Below are 17,205 nucleotides of genomic sequence, written 5' to 3' on the forward strand. Positions count from 1 at the left end.
ATCTTTCGTGAACGAAACCTTGGAGTGAACCCATGTACCCCGGAGCCTATGCCACAACAACCCCGGACAAAGCTGCTGTCATTGTCGCGGAGACCGGTGCGGTGGTGACGTTTGCGGAGTTGGAAGCGAATTCGATTCGTGTCGCGCGTGTTCTGCACGAATTGGGTTTGCGGCGCGGCGACAATCTGGCGGTGCTCGCGACCAACAATGTTCAGGTTTTCGACATCTACTGGGCTGCGATGCGATCAGGTGTCTATCTCACGATGGTGAACTGGCATTTGACTGCCCCCGAGGGGGCGTACATTGTCGAGGATTGTGACGCGAAGGTGGTCATTGTAGATTCGGCGTTGCCGGAATTGGCGGCGGCACTGGCCGATCTCATTCCGGCGGAGGTGATTCGGTTGTCCTTCGATGGCGAGCTCGACGGGTATGCCTCGCTCGACGCGGCGGCGGCGTCGGAGTCCGATGTGCCGTTGCCGGATCAGCCGCGCGGTGCCGACATGCTGTACTCGTCGGGAACCACGGGTCGGCCCAAGGGGATCAAGCCGGTGTTGCCGGATCGGCAGATTCAGGATGCCGGTGATCAGATGACTGTGATGAACCAGAGCGCGTGGGGCGTTACCGACACCGACGTGTATCTCTCACCTGCTCCGCTGTATCACGCTGCGCCGCTTCGTACCTGTGCGTCGGTGCAGGCGTTGGGCGGAACCGTCGTGGTGATGGATCGGTTCAACGAGGAGAAGGCGCTCGAATACATCGAGAAGTATCGTGTCACCTACAGCCAGTGGGTTCCGACGATGTTCGTTCGCATGCTCAAACTTCCGCAGGAGACGCGGGATCGTTACGATATTTCGTCGTTGCGACTGGCGGTGCATGCTGCGGCGCCGTGTCCGGTTGACGTGAAGCGTCGGATGATCGAGTGGTGGGGCCCGATTCTGGACGAGTACTACTCGTCAACGGAGTTGAACGGTATGACCATCGTTCATTCGGACGAATGGTTGCGTAAGCCGGGAACGGTGGGCCGGGCAGCTTTGGGTGTTCTGCATATTTGCGGTGAGAACGGTGAGGATCTGCCTGCGGGAGAGGTGGGTACGCTGTACTTCGAACGTGATGTGTTGCCGTTCAATTATCACAATGCTCCCGAAAAGACCCGTGAGGCGCAGCATCGCGCGCATCCGACGTGGACGACGACGGGTGATGTCGGGTACGTCGACGAGGACGGATATCTGTTCCTGACGGATCGTAAGTCGTTCATGATTATTTCCGGTGGGGTGAACATCTATCCGCAGGAAATCGAGAATGCGCTGATCGAGCATCCGTCGGTGTTGGATGCGGCGGTGATCGGTGTTCCGGACGACGAGATGGGCGAGATCGTGATGGCGGTGGTGGAGCCTGTTCCCGGTGTGGAAGCCGGTGATGCGCTTCGTGACGAACTTCTTGATCATCTGCGTGGGCAGATTGCGAAGTACAAGTTGCCGAAGCGACTTGTCTTCAGTACCGATCTTCCGCGTACTCCTACCGGAAAACTTGTCAAAGGCAAACTACGCGACCGCTATTCGGATGCGCGCCTCTCGGACAAGGCTGTCACTCGATGAGCGGCCCGTTGGACGGCGTGCGTGTGCTCGAGTTTGCCGGTCTCGGACCGGGACCGCACGCTGCGATGATGCTGGCCGATCTCGGAGCCGACGTCGTGCGCATCGAACGGCCGTCGGGCGGGCTGGAAATCTCGCCCAAGGACCAGGACCAATTGCTGCGTGGTCGACGCTCGATCGAGGCTGATCTCAAGACCGAAGCCGGGCGCGAACTCGTCAGAGCGCTTGTTGCGAAAACTGATGTGCTGGTAGAAGGTTTCCGTCCCGGTGTCACGGAACGGCTGGGGTTCGGGCCCGCCGACTGTTTGGAGATCAACGACCGACTGGTGTACGCGCGCATGACGGGGTGGGGTCAGGACGGCCCCCTTGCTCAGCGCGCGGGACACGACATCACCTATCTTGCGTTGACCGGTGTCCTCCATACGATCGGGCCGGCCGAGAAGCCCGTGGTCCCGTTGAATCTCGTGGGCGACTTCGGTGGTGGCTCGATGTTCTTGATCCTGGGAATCGTCTCCGCGCTGTACGAGCGCGAGAAGTCGGGTAAAGGCCAGGTGATCGACGCAGCCATCGTCGACGGAACATCGGTACTGGCACAGATGGTCTGGTCGCTGCGCGGCAGCGGGCAGTGGAGTGATTCTCGCGCAACCAATCTGCTGGACGGATCGACTCCGTTCTACGACACGTATCGTTGCTCGGACGACAAGTTCGTTGCTGTCGGTGCACTCGAGCCACAGTTCTACCGAGAGCTACTGGGCGGTCTGGGATTCGATCCCGAGTCCTTGCCTGAACAGATGGATCAAAAGGGTTGGCCGGAACTGCGCGAGCGATTCACGGAAGCTTTCCTCACGCGTACACGTGACGAGTGGGCGACGCTCTTCGAGTCGACCGATGCATGCGTTGCACCGGTTTTGAGTCCGGCGGAAGCTGCAACTCATCCGCACCTGGCGCACCGTGGAACTCTGGTCGAAGCCGACGGAATCGTCCAGTCGGCACCGGCGCCGCGATTTTCTCGGACAGTAACGACTCAGCCCGCAGGTGCACCCAAACCCGGCGTGGACACTGCCGCTGTGATGCGGGACTGGCTGGGATCCTGAAGTCGGATACTCCAGATCGTCAGCGCCGCCGGTAGGTCGGAGATTCGCGGGCAACCGGCATCTCATGGGCACGCCGGCTTGCACGGTTTAGTGTGCGGTCGTAATCTGCATGAACGCCAGCACAGTTCAGATCACCGATGGCAGTCGTCCCTTGCGTGCACGAGATCAGGTGCCGCTTCCTGGTTGGCAGCCGACCGACGCAGACATGAATTTCGTCGAGCAGCAGTAGTTCGCCAAGATGCATCGACTTGCGAGACCTTGACCAGATTCCCGGGCGGCCACTAGCGCTTAATGGTGGCCGGCGGCACCGCCCGACTGTATGCCGTTTTAGGTGCGCGGGCCGAAGGACCTACAGTCGGCACAGGGTCTTTCCGGTGTTATTGCCATTGAGCATTCCAACGAGCGCGGCGGGAGCTAGGTCGAGCCCCTCGAATACTGTCTCCTGGTACGTCATCATGCCTTTGGCGAGGTAGCCGCCGACCTCCTTGCGTAAGTCCGCATACAGTCCGTTATACGCCCCGGCTCGGAACCCTTTTATTTGCAGACTCTTTGCGGTGATCTGGAAGAGATTGGTTGGCCCGGGCGCGGGGGAAGATGTGTCGTAGGTCGAGACGGCCCCACACATCGCGATGCGCCCGCCTGGCCGGAGGTGATCGAGGGCCGCGCCCAGATGATCGCCACCGACGTTGTCGAAGTAGGCGTCGATACCGCCGGGGACGGCTTCGGTCAGTTGCGTCTTCAAATCGCCCGCGCGGTAATCGATTGCATGGGAGACGCCTAGTACATTCCTGAGGTATTCGACTTTCTCCGGGCCCCCTGAGGAAGCTACAACCGTGTTACCTCGTAGCACTGCCAATTGCACCGCAATACTTCCGACGGCGCCGGCTGCTGCGGAAACCCAGAGTACATCATTGTTTTTGAGCTCGAGGATCTCGAAAAGCCCTACGTAGGCGGTCAAGCCAGCACTGCCTAATGGCCCAAGGTACCACTGCGGGGGAAAGTCGCCCGGAGTGATCTTCGTCAGCCCGCCTGCACCACCGAGCGTTTCGCCGTCTGCGGTAACCACCGCGTAATTGCGATATCCGAACATGTGGGAAACCATCTCGCCAGCAGTGAATCCCGGACTTCGAGATTCGACGACAGTGCCGATGGCCAGGCCGACCAGTGGATCTCCGGGAGCCAGGGGTCGTAGATATCCCGAAGGCGTTGTGGCGCTGAGCCGCAATCGAATCGACGGATCTATCGAAAGCCAGGTGTTTCGGATCAGGACCTCACCCGGCGACAAGGTAGGCACGTCGGCATCGATGATCGTGAAATGTTCCGGTGCTAGAGGGCCGGACGGACGTGTGGTCAGGCACACAACTCGATTGTGAATGGCGATGATCCTTCCGGATAGCTGGGATCTTGTACGGACCGGCAAGGGAACCCAGTGCAAGGCAAATATTGCGGAAACTTTCACGGCGGATTCTAAACTGAATTAAGTTCAGTATAGCATTTGTTGATCGAGAGGAACGCTATGGATAGCGATCGGCCAGTGAGTATCTTTGCGCCACTGCGCATCAGGCGACTCCGCATGATGCTTGGCTTTCAACTGTGCGCAAGCGTCGGAGTATGGATTCTGGTACTTGCAGTGCAGTGGACGTTCACCGAAACCGGGGAGTCTGCGACGACTGTGTCGATGGTTCAGTTCGCCGCCAGCTTGCCGTTCTTCCTGTTGGCGTTGCCGATCGGCGCGATGGCCGAGTTCGTCAGCCATCGGCTACTGCTCGTCGGTACCGCAATGGTGTTGACTGCATCGACGACCGTGCTGGCGCTACTGCAGCAATTGGGCTTGGCGAAAACTCCGATTTTGATGCTCGCGGTCTTCGTCGCCGGGGCAGGTCTGGCGTCCGTCGCTATTGTCTGGCAGGCGTTGTTGCCCAACATGGTCAGCCGCGAAATGATGGCGGTGGTTCCCGCGATCGACGGCGCCGTCTTCAATGGCGCTCGCGCGGTCGGGCCGGTTATCGGCGGTGCCGTTCTCGCCGGCTGGGGATCGACTTCGGCTTTCGCCTTGACTGCCGCTCTGTTCGCCGTCTGCGTCTTCGTCGCGGCGCGGACGGTACCCGCATCGACCGGGCGGGTCGAAGCGCACAATTCGATTGGCCAGGCGGTGGCAGGAAGCGTGCGCTTCATTCGCCATTCCCGCTGGACCAGGCGATTGCTGCTGCGACTGACCATGTTCGGGATCCCGGCGAGTTGTCTGTGGGGGCTTCTGCCGCTGGTCGCGCATGCTCGGTTGCAGGTGAGTACGTTCGGGTTCGGAATCCTCTCCGGCGCAATCGGAATCGGCGCCGTGCTCGGTACGATCCTGCTGATGCCGCTGCGCGCGCGGATGAGTTGGAATCACTTCGTGGCGCTAGGCTCGGGTGCATATGCGCTCGTTCTGGTCGGTTTGGTCGTGATCCCGTGGGTCAGCGCGATGTTTGCCGTTCTTGTAGTGGTTGGCGCCGCGTGGGTTGGGGTTCAGAGCACCTGGATGATCGCCGCTCATGCCGTGGTTCCCCGATGGATCAAGGCGCGTGTTATCGCCTTCGTCATGTTGATGTTTCAGGGGAGCCAGGCGATCGGCGCCCTGTTGTGGGGCGTCCTTGCCGACTCGCTCGGCCTCGTTCCCGCCGTGCTACTGGCCGCGCTGTTGATGTTCGTCTCGGTGTTCGAGACACTTCGCCGCGGGATCATGCCGAGTGAGGCGATTGCCCCCGAACTGACCGGGGCACCGGATCCCTTGGCCCCTAATGCCGAATACTCCGGTCTGCGCGTGATCGTCGAGACCACCTATCACGTGCTCCCGGGCCGTACGGAAGAATTTCTCGACAACGTGCACGAACTCAAACTCTCCCGGCGGCGTCTTGGTGCACTGCGCTGGAGCGTGTCGCGATCGGCAAACGAGCCCGACATCTACGTTGAACACTGCACGTTCCGTGATTGGTCTGAGTACCTCGCTCAGGAGACCGAGCGACTGACCGTTCCCGAGAACCGGGTGCGGACGAAATTGGCCGAATATCTTGTCTTAGCGCCGCAAACCCGAGTACTTGTCGAGCCGAAGCTATTTTGACAAAGCACGATGCCCGGTTTTGCACGTCTTCGGAAGACGTGCAAAACCGGGCATTTCTACGGAACTGACCCCGATCAGACGGTGAATCTACCACCGTTGCTCAGTAGTACGGCCCCGACGACGTTGGCGGCACCCGGCGACGCCAGGTACAGGATGTTATCTGCCAATTCCTCGGCGGTTGCGTAACCGCGGAATCCGTCCTGTGTCATCGCAGCGCGAAGGTTGGCCGGAGTGCGACTGGCCATTCCCGTGTCGACCGGTCCCGGAGCGATCGTGTTAACCCGGATGCCAAAGGGTGCAACCTCTTTAGCTACAGCCTGGCTTACCGCGTGAACTCCGGCCTTCGAAGCTGAGTAGTGTGGGTAGCCGACAAGCGTGTCGAACGCCGAGGACGAGCCGACCGTCACGATGGCGCCGCTGCGGGCTGGTTTCATCGTCCGGACTGCTTCGCGGAGTATGAAGAACGTACCGTCGAGGTTGATCGACATGACGCGTCGCCAATCTTCGTCCTCGAGGTGAGTGAGAATGTCTACCGGTTCATTACGCTCAGCTGCCTCGTAGATGCGCTGTTTACTCTTCGGGTCGTCGACGCCGGCGGCATGGACGACGACGTCAACCCGCCCCTGCTCGGCGATCACTCTCGTGAAAGCCTGGGTCACCTGCGCCGAATTGCCGACATCCAAACCGATGGCCTGGCCACCGACCACAGACGCTGCTACCTCGGTTACCGCAGCTTCGTTGACGTCGCACAGATACACCGCCACGGCGCCACGGTCAGCGAGCAGACGCGCTGTGGCAGCGCCGATTCCGGAACCTGCGCCGGTTACCACTGCGACCTGGCCCTCGAACTGCCGATCAGACATCGAATACACCTTTCAGTCCCGTCGATCCGCTTGGCGGCCGCGGGTATTACGAGTAGAACACGTGCACATGGAACGGTTGTCAAGCAGTTCAGTTGAACAGGGCTTCGAGCTCGTCGCGGTAACGCGCGGCGCCGTCACCCGTGGTCACCTCGGTGTTCTGATCGGGAACCTCTTGAGCATTCGCGATCGAACCTTCGATGTCGGGCAACACCGAGCTGTAACCGACCGACGTGGCCTCCTGGCCGGGTCGGGTGACCATGAAGTCGGCCAATACCTGCGCGGCATTGGGATGCGGCGACGAGCCGAGAGTCAGACCGTACCAACGCGCTCCCCAGATATGTTCTCCGGCAGACCATTCAACCGGTGCCCCGGACTCCTTGGATGCCAACATCGGATCGGCCATTAAACCGGCGGCGATCTCACCGGAAGCGAGTGCCTGAGCGAGCGGCTGATTGCTCGGGTAGATGCGCGGGTTCTGGTCGGCAAGCTTCTTTAGATACTCCCCGCCGCCGTAGTACTTCTCGATGTGGGAGTAGAAGTCCAGGTATGTCGGTGACGTTGACGGACTGACGATTCCGACCTTGCCTTTAAGCTCAGGAGCGAGAAGATCTGCCGGGGAAGAGACACCGCCGGGCAGCTGGTCGGTGTTCCAGCCGAATCCCAGGATCACTGCCCCTTCGAGGAAGTACTTGTCCGAGACGATGCTTGTATCCCGGCGATAGTCCGGGTTGTCGAAACTCGGCCCGATCGGCTTGGTCGCCTTGTCTGTATCCTTAACAGTATTCATCCACGACACGTCGGTGATCACCGCGAGGTCTCCGATTCCCTTGCCGGACTTGCTTTCGGCATCGATCTTGGAAAGCAGATCCGAATCGACTCCGCGGACCACCTCGAGATCGATTGCGGGGTAGGCGCTTTCGAAGGCAGTTTCCAGGGCCGCGAGTCGGGGCGCCGCCTGGGTCGAGTAAATCGTGACCTTTCCCTCGTTGTTGGCCGCAGAAACGACGTCGTCCCACGAACCTGAAACCGGCTCTGACGGGGCAGCGGGAGCGTTGCTACACGCCGTCAACGCGAGCGCCACCGCGGCGAGTGCCACGGTTGTTCTGAAAACCTGAGGGATCATGCGAGCTGCTCCGTTTCTGGTACTTGCCGACACAAAATCAAACCTAATTCAGTTCATATTAGAGTGACTCAGCCCACAACGCAAGCGTCATGTCGGCAGTGACACCGATTGACTCACTCCTCGCTACGCTTCTACTGTAATCAAATTGAGGTCAGTTCAATTAGAACGGAAGGCGCTCACCGGCGCCGGACAATTGGAGTCAAGTTGAGTAGCAATGAATACGATCTGCTGGTAATCGGTGCGGGAATGGCCGGATTGACTGCTGGGGCAAAAGCTTCCGCAGCAGGCAGGCGAGTGTGCTTGATCGAGATCAGCACCGACGTCGGAGGTTCCGCGCGATTCGCTGGATACGCCTGGACTGCACCCAATCACGACGTCATGGCCGAACAGAACCCGAGGGGTGACGAAGCGCTCAAGCGCCACCTCGTCGACAGCTTTGATGTCGGCGTCGAGTGGATCCGCTCGATTGGCATTGATGTCGACCCGGCGCAGCCCATTCTAAGCTTCGGCAGCGGGCACAAATTCGACACCAACCACTACGTCGACACCTGCAAGCGGATCGTCCTCGACGCCGGCGGATCGGTCGTGTTCGATACTGCGACCGAAGCGCTCCTGTACGAGGACGGTGCCGTCCGCGGCGCCGTGGTACGTACGGGTACCGAGCCTACGCGCGAGATTCGCGCCGGCCAGATTCTCCTGGCAACCGGCGGATTCCAAGGCAACAAGGAATTGCTCGCTCAGCACATCCACCCGGACGCAGGCCGGATGGCCTTGCGCTCGAACCCCCACAGTTGCGGCGAAGGTTACCGCCTCGCGGTCGAGGTCGGCGCGTCGACCGGCGTCGAGAACGCCGGCTTCTACGGGCATCTGATTCCGAGCGGTGTGGATCTCGCCGATCCCGCAGACTTTGTCGACATGTCGCTGTACTACAGCGAGCATGCTCTTCTCTTCAGTCTTGACAACGAACGGTTCGTCGACGAAACGCTCGGCGATCACCTCACCACGATGGCTCTCCTCGATCAGCCGCTGGGCCGAGGCCTGCTGATAGCCGACGCGCGCGTGCACCGTGACTGGATGGTCGCATCGTACGTCGAAGGTGCTGTGGCCGTTGATAAATTCGAACTTGCCAGCAAGCGTGGCGGCAGGGTTGGTCTGGCTGAGGACCTCGAGGAACTCGAGTATTTACCGGAGGAATGGGGATACGATGGAGCGGCGATCGCTGCGGCGATCGCGAAGTTCAACGAGGCGGCCACCCAGGGTGCAGAACTGGTCCCGGGTCGTAAACTCGATCACGCTCCCTTGCTCGAGGGGCCCTACTACGTGATCGAAGCGGTTCCCGCAATTACATTCCCGTTTCACGGGATTCGGATCGACACGCAAGCCCGAGTTCTGGACGCTGCCGGACTACCCATCCCGGGACTGCTTGCGGCCGGCTCCGACACCGGCGGGTTGTGGAACCGGGCGTACGCCGGTGGCCTCGCCTCGGCCCTGGTATTCGGTCTGTCTGCCGCGGCCGCCGTCATCTGAACCGTTCAGCCTGACGATGTCGGCAGTTGCCAGCTTGCTCAAAACATTTTCCGGGTCTGACGTGTTCGTGATTGACATCACAAGAGTTGAGTACTACCTTCGAACTGACATCAGTTCAGTTTGCAGGCGTGGCGGCTCCCGATTCGGCAACCGTTCCGCCCGAGACCAAGACGCGATGACATACCGCGCGCAGGGTCAGCTGCAGAACTGTCGACGCGAGAACATCTCTCACTGGAGTGCCAACGACATGTCGATCCGTCGACGCCCGACGGCAGGCCCGAAAGGAAGTCATGAAGTCATTCGTCCGCACCCTGGTAGCGCTGAGCGCCGCCGCAGTCATGGTCGGCATCTCGGGATGTGGCGGTAGTGAACCCGCATCCGCTGCCGTCGACGGCAGTTGGGAAGATGTAGTCGCTGCAGCGAACGAAGAGGGCAAGGTGATGCTCTACTCGAGCCAGAAGCCGGCCAACCTCGACGCACTCAAGGCTGCATTCCACGCCGAGTATCCGCAAATCGAACTGGAATACGTCCGCGGCACCGATCCGGACATCAATCCCCGGGTCGAGACCGAACACAAGATCGGCAAGGGCACCGCCGACGTCCACATGCTCACCGACTCGGCATGGATTCAGAATGCCGCCAAGTCCGGTACCTATTCCGCCGAACTGGTCGGGCCCGCACTCGACGCCCCCGAATTCGATCCAGCGGCAAGCGTGCTCGACAACCGGTTCTTCCTCACCAGCGCGGCCGTCTTCTCGCTCGGCTGGAATACCGACGCGGTACCGAACGGCTTGACGACACCGCAGGACATCCTCAATCCGGCGTACCGGGGCAAGATCGGCATCGTCAACCCGGTGGGCATCGCCTCGTACGTCGACATGTACCGGCACTTCGCGAGCACGTACGGCGAGGACTACTGGAACAAGCTTGCCGAGCTGCAGCCCCGCATCTACCCAAGCGCACTCGGTGTGGCTCAGGCCCTGACGTCCGGCGAGATCGTCGTCAGCCCTTCGGTACAGCCGCTGGTGACCGAAGTGAACTCTGGCGCGCCCGTCGACTGGGCGCTGCCGCAGCAGCCGTGGGGAACTCCCTGGTACTCCCACGTTTTGAATACCGCGCCGCATCCGAACGCAGCTCAGGTGTTGGCCAACTTCATGGTAACTGTCGCAGGTCAGACCGCCCTCAACGACGGATACGCCGCCGCACTCCCGAATATCCCCGGGGCTGTCGCCCGGGCCCAGGACATCGCGCTGCCCAATCCCGAAGATCTGACACCGGAGAAGGTCGAGCAGTACTCCCAGCAGTGGCAGAAGCTCTTCCAGTAACACCGAAAGATGGCTCCGCAGAACATAAGCGCCAATCAACAAGTGGAAGGCTGACCTTGAACTACCTCACAGATTCGATGCGGGGAACGAACGTTCTCGTCACGGGAGCATCCGGAGGCATTGGCGGAGCCTGCGCCGAACTGTTCGCCACACACGGCGCGACCGTGTACCTCACCGATGTCAACGACGACACCGGGCGCGCATTCACGGCGACGTTGGGCGCGAACGCGTACTACCGCCATCTCGACGTGACGAGCGAAACTGACTGGGCCGAAGCAACAGCCGCGATGGCGGCGGCCGGCCACGACATCACGGTACTGGTCAACAGCGCCGGAGCTGCGATGAAGGCAACTCTGGCAGATACGACGCTCGACCAGTTTCGCCGGATGATCGACCTGAATCTCGTCGGTACTTTCCTCGGGCTGAAGGCCGCGGCCGCATCGATGGCGGATGGCGGGTCCGTCATCAATCTCGCGTCATTGCGTGGCGTGCTGGCAACGGCCGAGTTGGGTGCATACGGCGCAGCGAAATTCGGTGTCCGTGCACTGACCAAGGTGGCAGCACTCGAGCTTGCCGACCGCGGTATCCGAGTCAACTCCGTCTGCCCGGGCAGCATCGAAACCGAAATCACGTCGGTATCGGACTTCGCAAACGACGACGTCGAGGCGTACGTACGGAGTATCCCGATGCAACGCCGTGGCGCGCCGGAAGAGGTTGCCAAGGTCATTCGCTTCCTCGCGGCCGACGACAGCAGCTACGTAACCGGAACGGATCTCCTCGTGGACGGCGGCCAGGCAGCCGGCGTCCGCACCCCCAAAATTTCGAACGAGAAAGTATAGAGATGGCATCACAATTCGCAGTTACAGGTCTCACGAAGACCTACGGATCGAACGTGGTGGTCGATCAACTCGATCTCGAAATCGAGCAGGGCGAGTTCCTTGTCCTGCTCGGTCCGAGTGGTTGCGGCAAGACCACGACGCTGCGGTGCCTGGCAGGATTGGAAACCCCTCAGGGCGGCTCGATCTCCTTCGGGGGGAGACAGGTATTCGACGCCTCCACCAAAACCGATGTCCCCGCACACAAGCGGAACATCGGCATGGTGTTCCAGTCGTATGCGCTCTGGCCGCACATGACGGTCCGGGACAACATCCGATACCCGCTCAAGGTCCGCAAGCTCAAACAGGCCATCGCCGACGGTGCGGTGGAGAAGGCTGCCGAGATGGTCGATTGCGGCGCGCTGCTCGATCGGTACCCGTCGCAGCTCAGTGGTGGGCAGCAACAGCGAGTTGCTGTGGCCCGTGGCCTCGTTGCGCAACCGGATCTGGTCTTGTTCGACGAACCCCTGAGCAACTTGGACGCACGCCTTCGAGACCAGGTGCGCTCCCAGATCCATCAGCTGCATCAAAGCCTCGGTTTCACCGCCGTTTTCGTCACGCACGATCAGGCCGAGGCTTTCGCTCTTGCCGATCGGATCGCAATCATGAAGTCCGGCAAGATCGAACAGTACGACGCGCCGGAACACGTGTTCGAGAATCCGGTGTCCGAGTACGTCGCCGCATTCATCGGCATGGGTAATCGGCTGGAGCTGCGCCGCGGCCACGACGGTTGGATCACCAGCGCCAACGACGTCATCGATCTCAGCAACGCCGTCGTACGCGATCGGGCCGATGAAGGCAACGCCGCAGTGGCACGATTCCGCCCGGACGACGTGCAGATGCACTCATCGATGGACGAGGTGCCGGCCGGAAACGTTGCACTGCACGCCGAACTGGTGACGTACGAGTACGCCGGACGACACTTCGACGTATTGGTCAAGACCGGTAGCGAGGAACTGTCGTTGCGCGCCGGTGCCGCTAAGCACAGCGCCACGTTGCGCAGCAGTGCGCCCGGAATGCCGATGGTGATCAGTTTCTCGCCCTCGAGCCTGAGGGTGTACACGCATCCAGACGGAGCTGAAGCGGTGATTCCCGAGTTGGTCGCGCAGGGTGCAGGAGAGCGATCCTGATGGCCACCGCAACCGCAACCGCCACGGCCGGCGGATCCGTCAAGTCGTTCTCGATTTCACGGCAGTGGCAGGCGCGCATCGGCTACGCGATTCTGATCGCGGTTCTTGCGTATCTCGTAGTGCTGCCGATGATTCGGCTTCAGGTGCTGGCGTTCGAGGACGGTGCCGCGGGTTACCGTACTCAGTACGGACGGTACGACGTTGCCGAGGCCATCTGGACGACGATCGCCCTGGCACTCGGCTCACTGGTGATCGCGATGGTCCTCGGTACCGTCCTGGCCTTCGCCGCCAGCCGACTCCCGGAGAAACTGGGATGGCTTCGCATCGTCCCCATTCTCCCGATCGTCATGCCTGCCGTCGCAAACATCGTCGGCTGGGCATTTCTGCTCTCGCCCGGTCCCGGCTACCTCAATGTGCTCCTGCGCAAGCTCCCCTGGTGGAGCGGGACCGACACCGGACCCATCGACGTGTACACCATTCCGTGGATCGTGATCCTCACCGGTTTCGGACTCACCTCGTTCGTCTACCTGTTCGTCAGCTCCGGCATGCAGAACATCAGCTCGGAACATCTCGAAGCCGCTCAGGTGAGCGGATCGTCAACGGTCGGAATCTTCTTCAAGATCGTGCTGCCGTTGCTGCGGCCTTCACTCATCTACGGCGGCGGAATCGCATTGCTGCTCGGCCTGGGACAGTTCACCGGTCCGTTACTGCTGGGCCAGAATTCGGGCGTCAAGGTCCTGACCACGGAGATGTACCGCCGAGTGTCCGAGTCCCCTTCGGATTTCGCTGCCGCGGCAGCTGCCGGTTCACCACTGGTGATCTTCGGTTTGGTGCTCGTCCTGGTACAGAAGGTCCTGCTGGGCAACCAGACTCGGTTTGTCACGCACGGCGGTAAGGCATTTGCCTCGTCCACCGGGCGGGCCACCTGGGCGACGGCCACCGTGGTGATCTTTTCGATGTTCGCACTGGTCATTCCGCTGATCGGGCTGATCATCGTCTCGCTGACGCCGTACTGGTCCGGATCGCTGTCGTGGGGTCTACTGACCCTGGATAACTTCCGGGAACTGTGGTCGACCAATGCGATCACCGAATCCGTTGTTACCAGCGTACTTACCTCACTGGGTGCGGTGATCATCTGTATTCCGATCGGGTACGCGCTGGCCAACCTCCTGGTCCGCGGGCGCCGCTTCAAGATCCTGGCCTTGCTGGCCGATCTGATGACCGCCTTGCCGCTCGGCATCCCCGCGGTGATCTTCGGCGTCGGCTTCCTGCTGACGTACACCGAACCGCCGCTCATCCTGTACGGCACCCGCACGGTCATCATCCTGGTCTACATCGTTCTGATGTTGCCGTTCGCTACACGAATGCAGATGACAGCCATGCTCGCGCTCGGAAACACATACAACGAGGCTTCGGCCACCAGTGGCGCGTCCCCCTTCGTCACTACGCTGCGAATCATGTTGCCGCTCATGCGCCCGACGATTCTCAGTGCCGTCGCGTTGATGTTCATTCTCCTGACGCACGAGTTCGCTGCTTCGCTGCTGGTGCGCGCTTCCACCACTCAGGTTATGGGAACACTGCTGTTCGACATGTGGCAGAACGGTTCGTATCCGATGGTGGCGGCTATGGCGTTGCTGATGACCGCGGTGACCACGATCGGCGTTGCCATCGCCATGCTTGTCGGCGGTCGTAACGTCCTGAGCAAGCTGTGACAGAAAGAGAAGCTGAAACGATGTCGGTAGGCAATACGCGTTTGCGCGAGAAGGTAGTACTGGTGACCGGAGCCACAGGTGGTATCGGCGTCGATATCGTCGGCCGACTCGCGGCCGAAGGTGCTTCGGTGATCGTCACCGACATCAGTGGTGACGCGTGCGCCGAACTGGTCGCGAAGCAGGATCAGCCCGATGGACATCAGGCGCTCGCTCTCGACATCGCTCGAGAAGAGCAATGGCAGAGCGTCATCGAGGCCGTCGCCGAGCGGTATTCGCGACTCGACGCCGTGGTGAACAACGGTGCAATCGGTAGTCTGGCTTCCGTTGTCGACGAAGACCTCGATCGGTACAAGAAAGTCATCGAGGTCAGTCAGACCGGAACCTGGCTCGGCATGAAGTACGCCGGGGCCTACATCGAAAGCACCGGTGGCGGTTCGGTCGTCAACATCTGTTCGATCCTCGGCACGGTCGGCGGGCTGGGTAACAGCTTCGCCTACGCGGCCGCCAAGGGTGCGGTCCGCACGATGACAAAGAACGCCGCATTGCATTGGGCTACAAAAGGTGTGCGCGTGAATTCGGTGCATCCTGGATTTATCGAGACCCAGCAACTGCTGCAGCGCTACGAGGGTAGTGAGCGGCATCAGGCAATGATTGCGAATACGCCGATGGGCCGACTCGGCACGGCCTCAGAAGTTGCTGCCGCCGTTGCTTTCCTGGCGGGCGACGACTCGACGTTCATCACCGGCACCGAGCTTTATGTCGACGGCGGTTGGACCTGCGCCTGAGACCCGCGACAATGGTGGTGGATCTCTTCAGTTCGAACTGAAGAGATCCACCCCGTTCTTGTTCTGCACGGACAACTGCCCACGGTCGACGAGCACGTCGAGGTGGGCAAGCGTCTCGCACGTGGCTACCATCTGGTTGAACGTATCGAGAGAATCGAAGCCGCGTTCGCGCCGGGTCCAGGTCAGCACCTGCGCCACTTGCAGACCTGAGGCCTCGCGCAGTTCGACTACCGCAGAAGCGGTCTGATTTAGCCGATAAGCGTGGTGCGCCAACAACTCCCGGCACCGCGCGTGCAGACTGGCGCCTGTGCCGCCATGCGCCGGCATCATGATCCGGTCCCGGTCGTCGAGCATCATCTCCAGCGAGCGGAGGTACGCTCCGAGTGGCAGTTCCCAATCGCCGAGCTCGAATCCGATCGACGGCGTGATCGTCGGCAATACGTGGTCTCCGGTGAAAGAGACGTCGCGTTCGAGGTCATGAAAAACCATGTGCCCCTTGGTGTGTCCGGGAGTGTGTACCGCGAAGAAACGATGGCCCGGAATATCGAGGGCGCCGGGGGAGAGCCAGTGATCGGGAGCCTCCCAGTCCGAGGGCTCGAACGGTTCGTCGACCGAGTCCCGGTAGACCTGCTCGGCGATTGTCACCGCGCCGGATCGGTGCAGCTGAAGAATTGAGCTCTCCGGAACATTGTTGCCCAGCTTGGTGATTGCGGCAATCCCGGGAGATTCGGCTGCGCCGAGGTGGATTCGCGAACCATGCCGTCGACGCAGCTCAACGGCAAACGTGTAGTGGTCACGGTGGACATGCGTGACATAGATGTCGTGAATCTCCGCCGGGCTACGACCGATCAGCGCCAGGGCGTCGGACAGCTCGGCGTGCGTGCTGTTGCGATGCCAACCGCCGTCGACCAGCGCCAGTCCGTGCGTGGTCTCGAGCGCGTAGACGTTTATTGCACGCAGGCCGTCCTGCGGCATCTGCAGTGGGATCCGGAAAACACCGTCGGCGACGCGATAGCAACCGGGTTGATCCCAAGAATCGGTCATTCTCCGCTGTCGACGAGCGGCACCATGGTCTTTTCGTCGCCGTACCACATCATCCGGCGGCCACCCATGGTGCCGACGTGATCAACGGCGGCCTGCCATTGTGGACTCGCCAGCGCGGCTTCGAGTGCCTCCCGCGATTCGAAACTCAAGACGGACAGGCCATCCCACCCCTCCGACTTGCTGCCGAAGGCTTCGAGCAATTCGGTGTGCTGCCATCGCAGCAGACCGGGAAGGGGATAGGTGACGTCCGCGTGTTCGCCGCGCCACCATGTGATGAACTGCTCATGGGTCCAGTCGGCGGGCCGGGATGCGACGAGAACGAGATTGTACATGTCAACTCCTAATTGAATTCACTTTGGTTTAGATGGGCAGGCCGAACGGCTACGCACCGCGCTCGGAGCGACCTACGCGCGCACCATCCGCAGAGCCGCATCGGTGACTCGCTCGGCGATCTCGGTCAGGCTGAGTTTGCCGTCCGGCCGGTACCAACGCCAAACACTGATCACGAGGGCCAATACGAGTCGGCCCATCAAGCGAGGATCGGAATCGGCGAAGACGCCTTCCTTGATTCCGCTCGCGATCAGATCCGTCCACTGCTGCTCAATTTCTTGGACGAGTTCGCGTGACTTGAGACGCTCGGCTTCTTCGTTCGCGGACTGGCGCTCAGTGGCCAGGAGATCCATATGATTTTGCAGGATCCGACGCTGCAGCGCGTCGCGCGGCGAGGCTGCGAGCGAGGCCATCACGGCGGTACGCAACGCTTCCTCCGGCGGAGATACACCCTCGGTAGCGTCGACGAACCGCTCGAGCGAGTCGGCAAGCTCCAGCCGCATGATAGTGAGCAAGCAGTGTGCCTTGGACTCGAAATAGTGATAGAGCGCAGTCTGGCCGATACCGACCTCGTCCGCTATCGACGCCCATTTGGTGTGCTCGTATCCAACCTTGCCGAATTGATCGACGGCGACAGAAAGGATGAGCGTCCGCTTCGACCGCGGGCCTTCGCGGCGCGCCTGGGCATCTGTAGTCATGAAGGTCCTC

Annotated in this window: 15 protein-coding genes; 9 read left to right on the forward strand and 6 right to left on the reverse strand. The window is 61.0% G+C overall.

All coding sequences use genetic code 11. From position 1 onward, the window contains the following. Window positions 1-32 precede the first annotated feature (32 nt). Window positions 33-1,595 (forward strand): acyl-CoA synthetase, encoded by a 1,563-nt coding sequence (locus ACFRFQ_RS10625; RefSeq protein ID WP_378656633.1) that lies wholly within the window; start codon window positions 33-35, stop codon window positions 1,593-1,595. Beyond that, a complete protein-coding gene (locus ACFRFQ_RS10630) occupies window positions 1,592-2,686 on the forward strand; it encodes a CaiB/BaiF CoA transferase family protein (protein WP_378656636.1) in 1,095 nt (364 codons plus the stop codon). The genes ACFRFQ_RS10625 and ACFRFQ_RS10630 overlap by 4 nt, the downstream gene beginning before the upstream one ends. Before the next feature lie 349 nt (window positions 2,687-3,035). Here ACFRFQ_RS10630 and ACFRFQ_RS10635 read toward each other — a convergent pair whose 3' ends face one another. Next, on the reverse strand, window positions 3,036-4,046 hold the full coding sequence (locus ACFRFQ_RS10635) for an NADP-dependent oxidoreductase (RefSeq protein WP_378656638.1): 1,011 nt from the start codon (window positions 4,044-4,046) through the stop codon (window positions 3,036-3,038). Between the two features lie 174 nt (window positions 4,047-4,220). Here ACFRFQ_RS10635 and ACFRFQ_RS10640 point away from each other — a divergent pair, with 174 nt between their 5' ends. Next, window positions 4,221-5,783 (forward strand): MFS transporter, encoded by a 1,563-nt coding sequence (locus ACFRFQ_RS10640; protein WP_378656640.1) that lies wholly within the window; start codon window positions 4,221-4,223, stop codon window positions 5,781-5,783. A gap of 74 nt (window positions 5,784-5,857) precedes the next feature. On the opposite strand, the gene ACFRFQ_RS10645 is transcribed toward ACFRFQ_RS10640, so the two are convergent. Beyond that, window positions 5,858-6,646, reverse strand: coding sequence for an SDR family NAD(P)-dependent oxidoreductase (locus ACFRFQ_RS10645; RefSeq protein ID WP_378656642.1), 789 nt, complete (start codon window positions 6,644-6,646; stop codon window positions 5,858-5,860). A gap of 88 nt (window positions 6,647-6,734) precedes the next feature. Continuing rightward, window positions 6,735-7,769: an ABC transporter substrate-binding protein gene (locus tag ACFRFQ_RS10650; protein ID WP_378656645.1), complete on the reverse strand. Its 1,035-nt coding sequence runs from the start codon at window positions 7,767-7,769 to the stop codon at window positions 6,735-6,737. Window positions 7,770-7,973: 204 nt separating this feature from the next. Here ACFRFQ_RS10650 and ACFRFQ_RS10655 point away from each other — a divergent pair, with 204 nt between their 5' ends. From ACFRFQ_RS10655 to ACFRFQ_RS10680, 6 genes are all read left to right on the forward strand, one after another. Then, complete coding sequence (locus ACFRFQ_RS10655) at window positions 7,974-9,296, forward strand: FAD-binding protein (RefSeq protein ID WP_378656648.1); 1,323 nt, start codon at window positions 7,974-7,976, stop codon at window positions 9,294-9,296. A gap of 290 nt (window positions 9,297-9,586) precedes the next feature. Beyond that, window positions 9,587-10,621, forward strand: a complete 1,035-nt coding sequence (locus tag ACFRFQ_RS10660) for an ABC transporter substrate-binding protein (RefSeq protein WP_378656650.1) — start codon at window positions 9,587-9,589, stop codon at window positions 10,619-10,621. A gap of 77 nt (window positions 10,622-10,698) precedes the next feature. After that, window positions 10,699-11,460, forward strand: a complete 762-nt coding sequence (locus ACFRFQ_RS10665; RefSeq protein ID WP_378657402.1) for an SDR family NAD(P)-dependent oxidoreductase — start codon at window positions 10,699-10,701, stop codon at window positions 11,458-11,460. A gap of 2 nt (window positions 11,461-11,462) precedes the next feature. Further along, window positions 11,463-12,626, forward strand: coding sequence for an ABC transporter ATP-binding protein (locus ACFRFQ_RS10670; protein WP_378656653.1), 1,164 nt, complete (start codon window positions 11,463-11,465; stop codon window positions 12,624-12,626). Further along, window positions 12,626-14,338 (forward strand): ABC transporter permease, encoded by a 1,713-nt coding sequence (locus ACFRFQ_RS10675; RefSeq protein ID WP_378656655.1) that lies wholly within the window; start codon window positions 12,626-12,628, stop codon window positions 14,336-14,338. The genes ACFRFQ_RS10670 and ACFRFQ_RS10675 overlap by 1 nt, the downstream gene beginning before the upstream one ends. 20 nt (window positions 14,339-14,358) lie before the next feature. Continuing rightward, window positions 14,359-15,123: an SDR family NAD(P)-dependent oxidoreductase gene (locus ACFRFQ_RS10680; RefSeq protein WP_378656657.1), complete on the forward strand. Its 765-nt coding sequence runs from the start codon at window positions 14,359-14,361 to the stop codon at window positions 15,121-15,123. Between the two features lie 27 nt (window positions 15,124-15,150). Here ACFRFQ_RS10680 and ACFRFQ_RS10685 read toward each other — a convergent pair whose 3' ends face one another. From ACFRFQ_RS10685 to ACFRFQ_RS10695, 3 genes are all read right to left on the reverse strand, one after another. Further along, window positions 15,151-16,167, reverse strand: coding sequence for an MBL fold metallo-hydrolase (locus ACFRFQ_RS10685; protein WP_378656660.1), 1,017 nt, complete (start codon window positions 16,165-16,167; stop codon window positions 15,151-15,153). Continuing rightward, the gene (locus tag ACFRFQ_RS10690) at window positions 16,164-16,499 is read right to left on the reverse strand and encodes an EthD family reductase (RefSeq protein WP_045064307.1); all 336 of its coding nucleotides are present in this window, start codon (window positions 16,497-16,499) and stop codon (window positions 16,164-16,166) included. The genes ACFRFQ_RS10685 and ACFRFQ_RS10690 overlap by 4 nt, the downstream gene beginning before the upstream one ends. A 72-nt stretch (window positions 16,500-16,571) precedes the next feature. Further along, the gene (locus ACFRFQ_RS10695; RefSeq protein ID WP_045064306.1) at window positions 16,572-17,195 is read right to left on the reverse strand and encodes a TetR/AcrR family transcriptional regulator; all 624 of its coding nucleotides are present in this window, start codon (window positions 17,193-17,195) and stop codon (window positions 16,572-16,574) included. Window positions 17,196-17,205: the final 10 nt, after the last annotated feature.

It is taken from the genome of Rhodococcus sp. NPDC056743 (assembly GCF_042790355.1).
Classification (GTDB): Bacteria; Actinomycetota; Actinomycetes; order Mycobacteriales; family Mycobacteriaceae; genus Rhodococcus_F.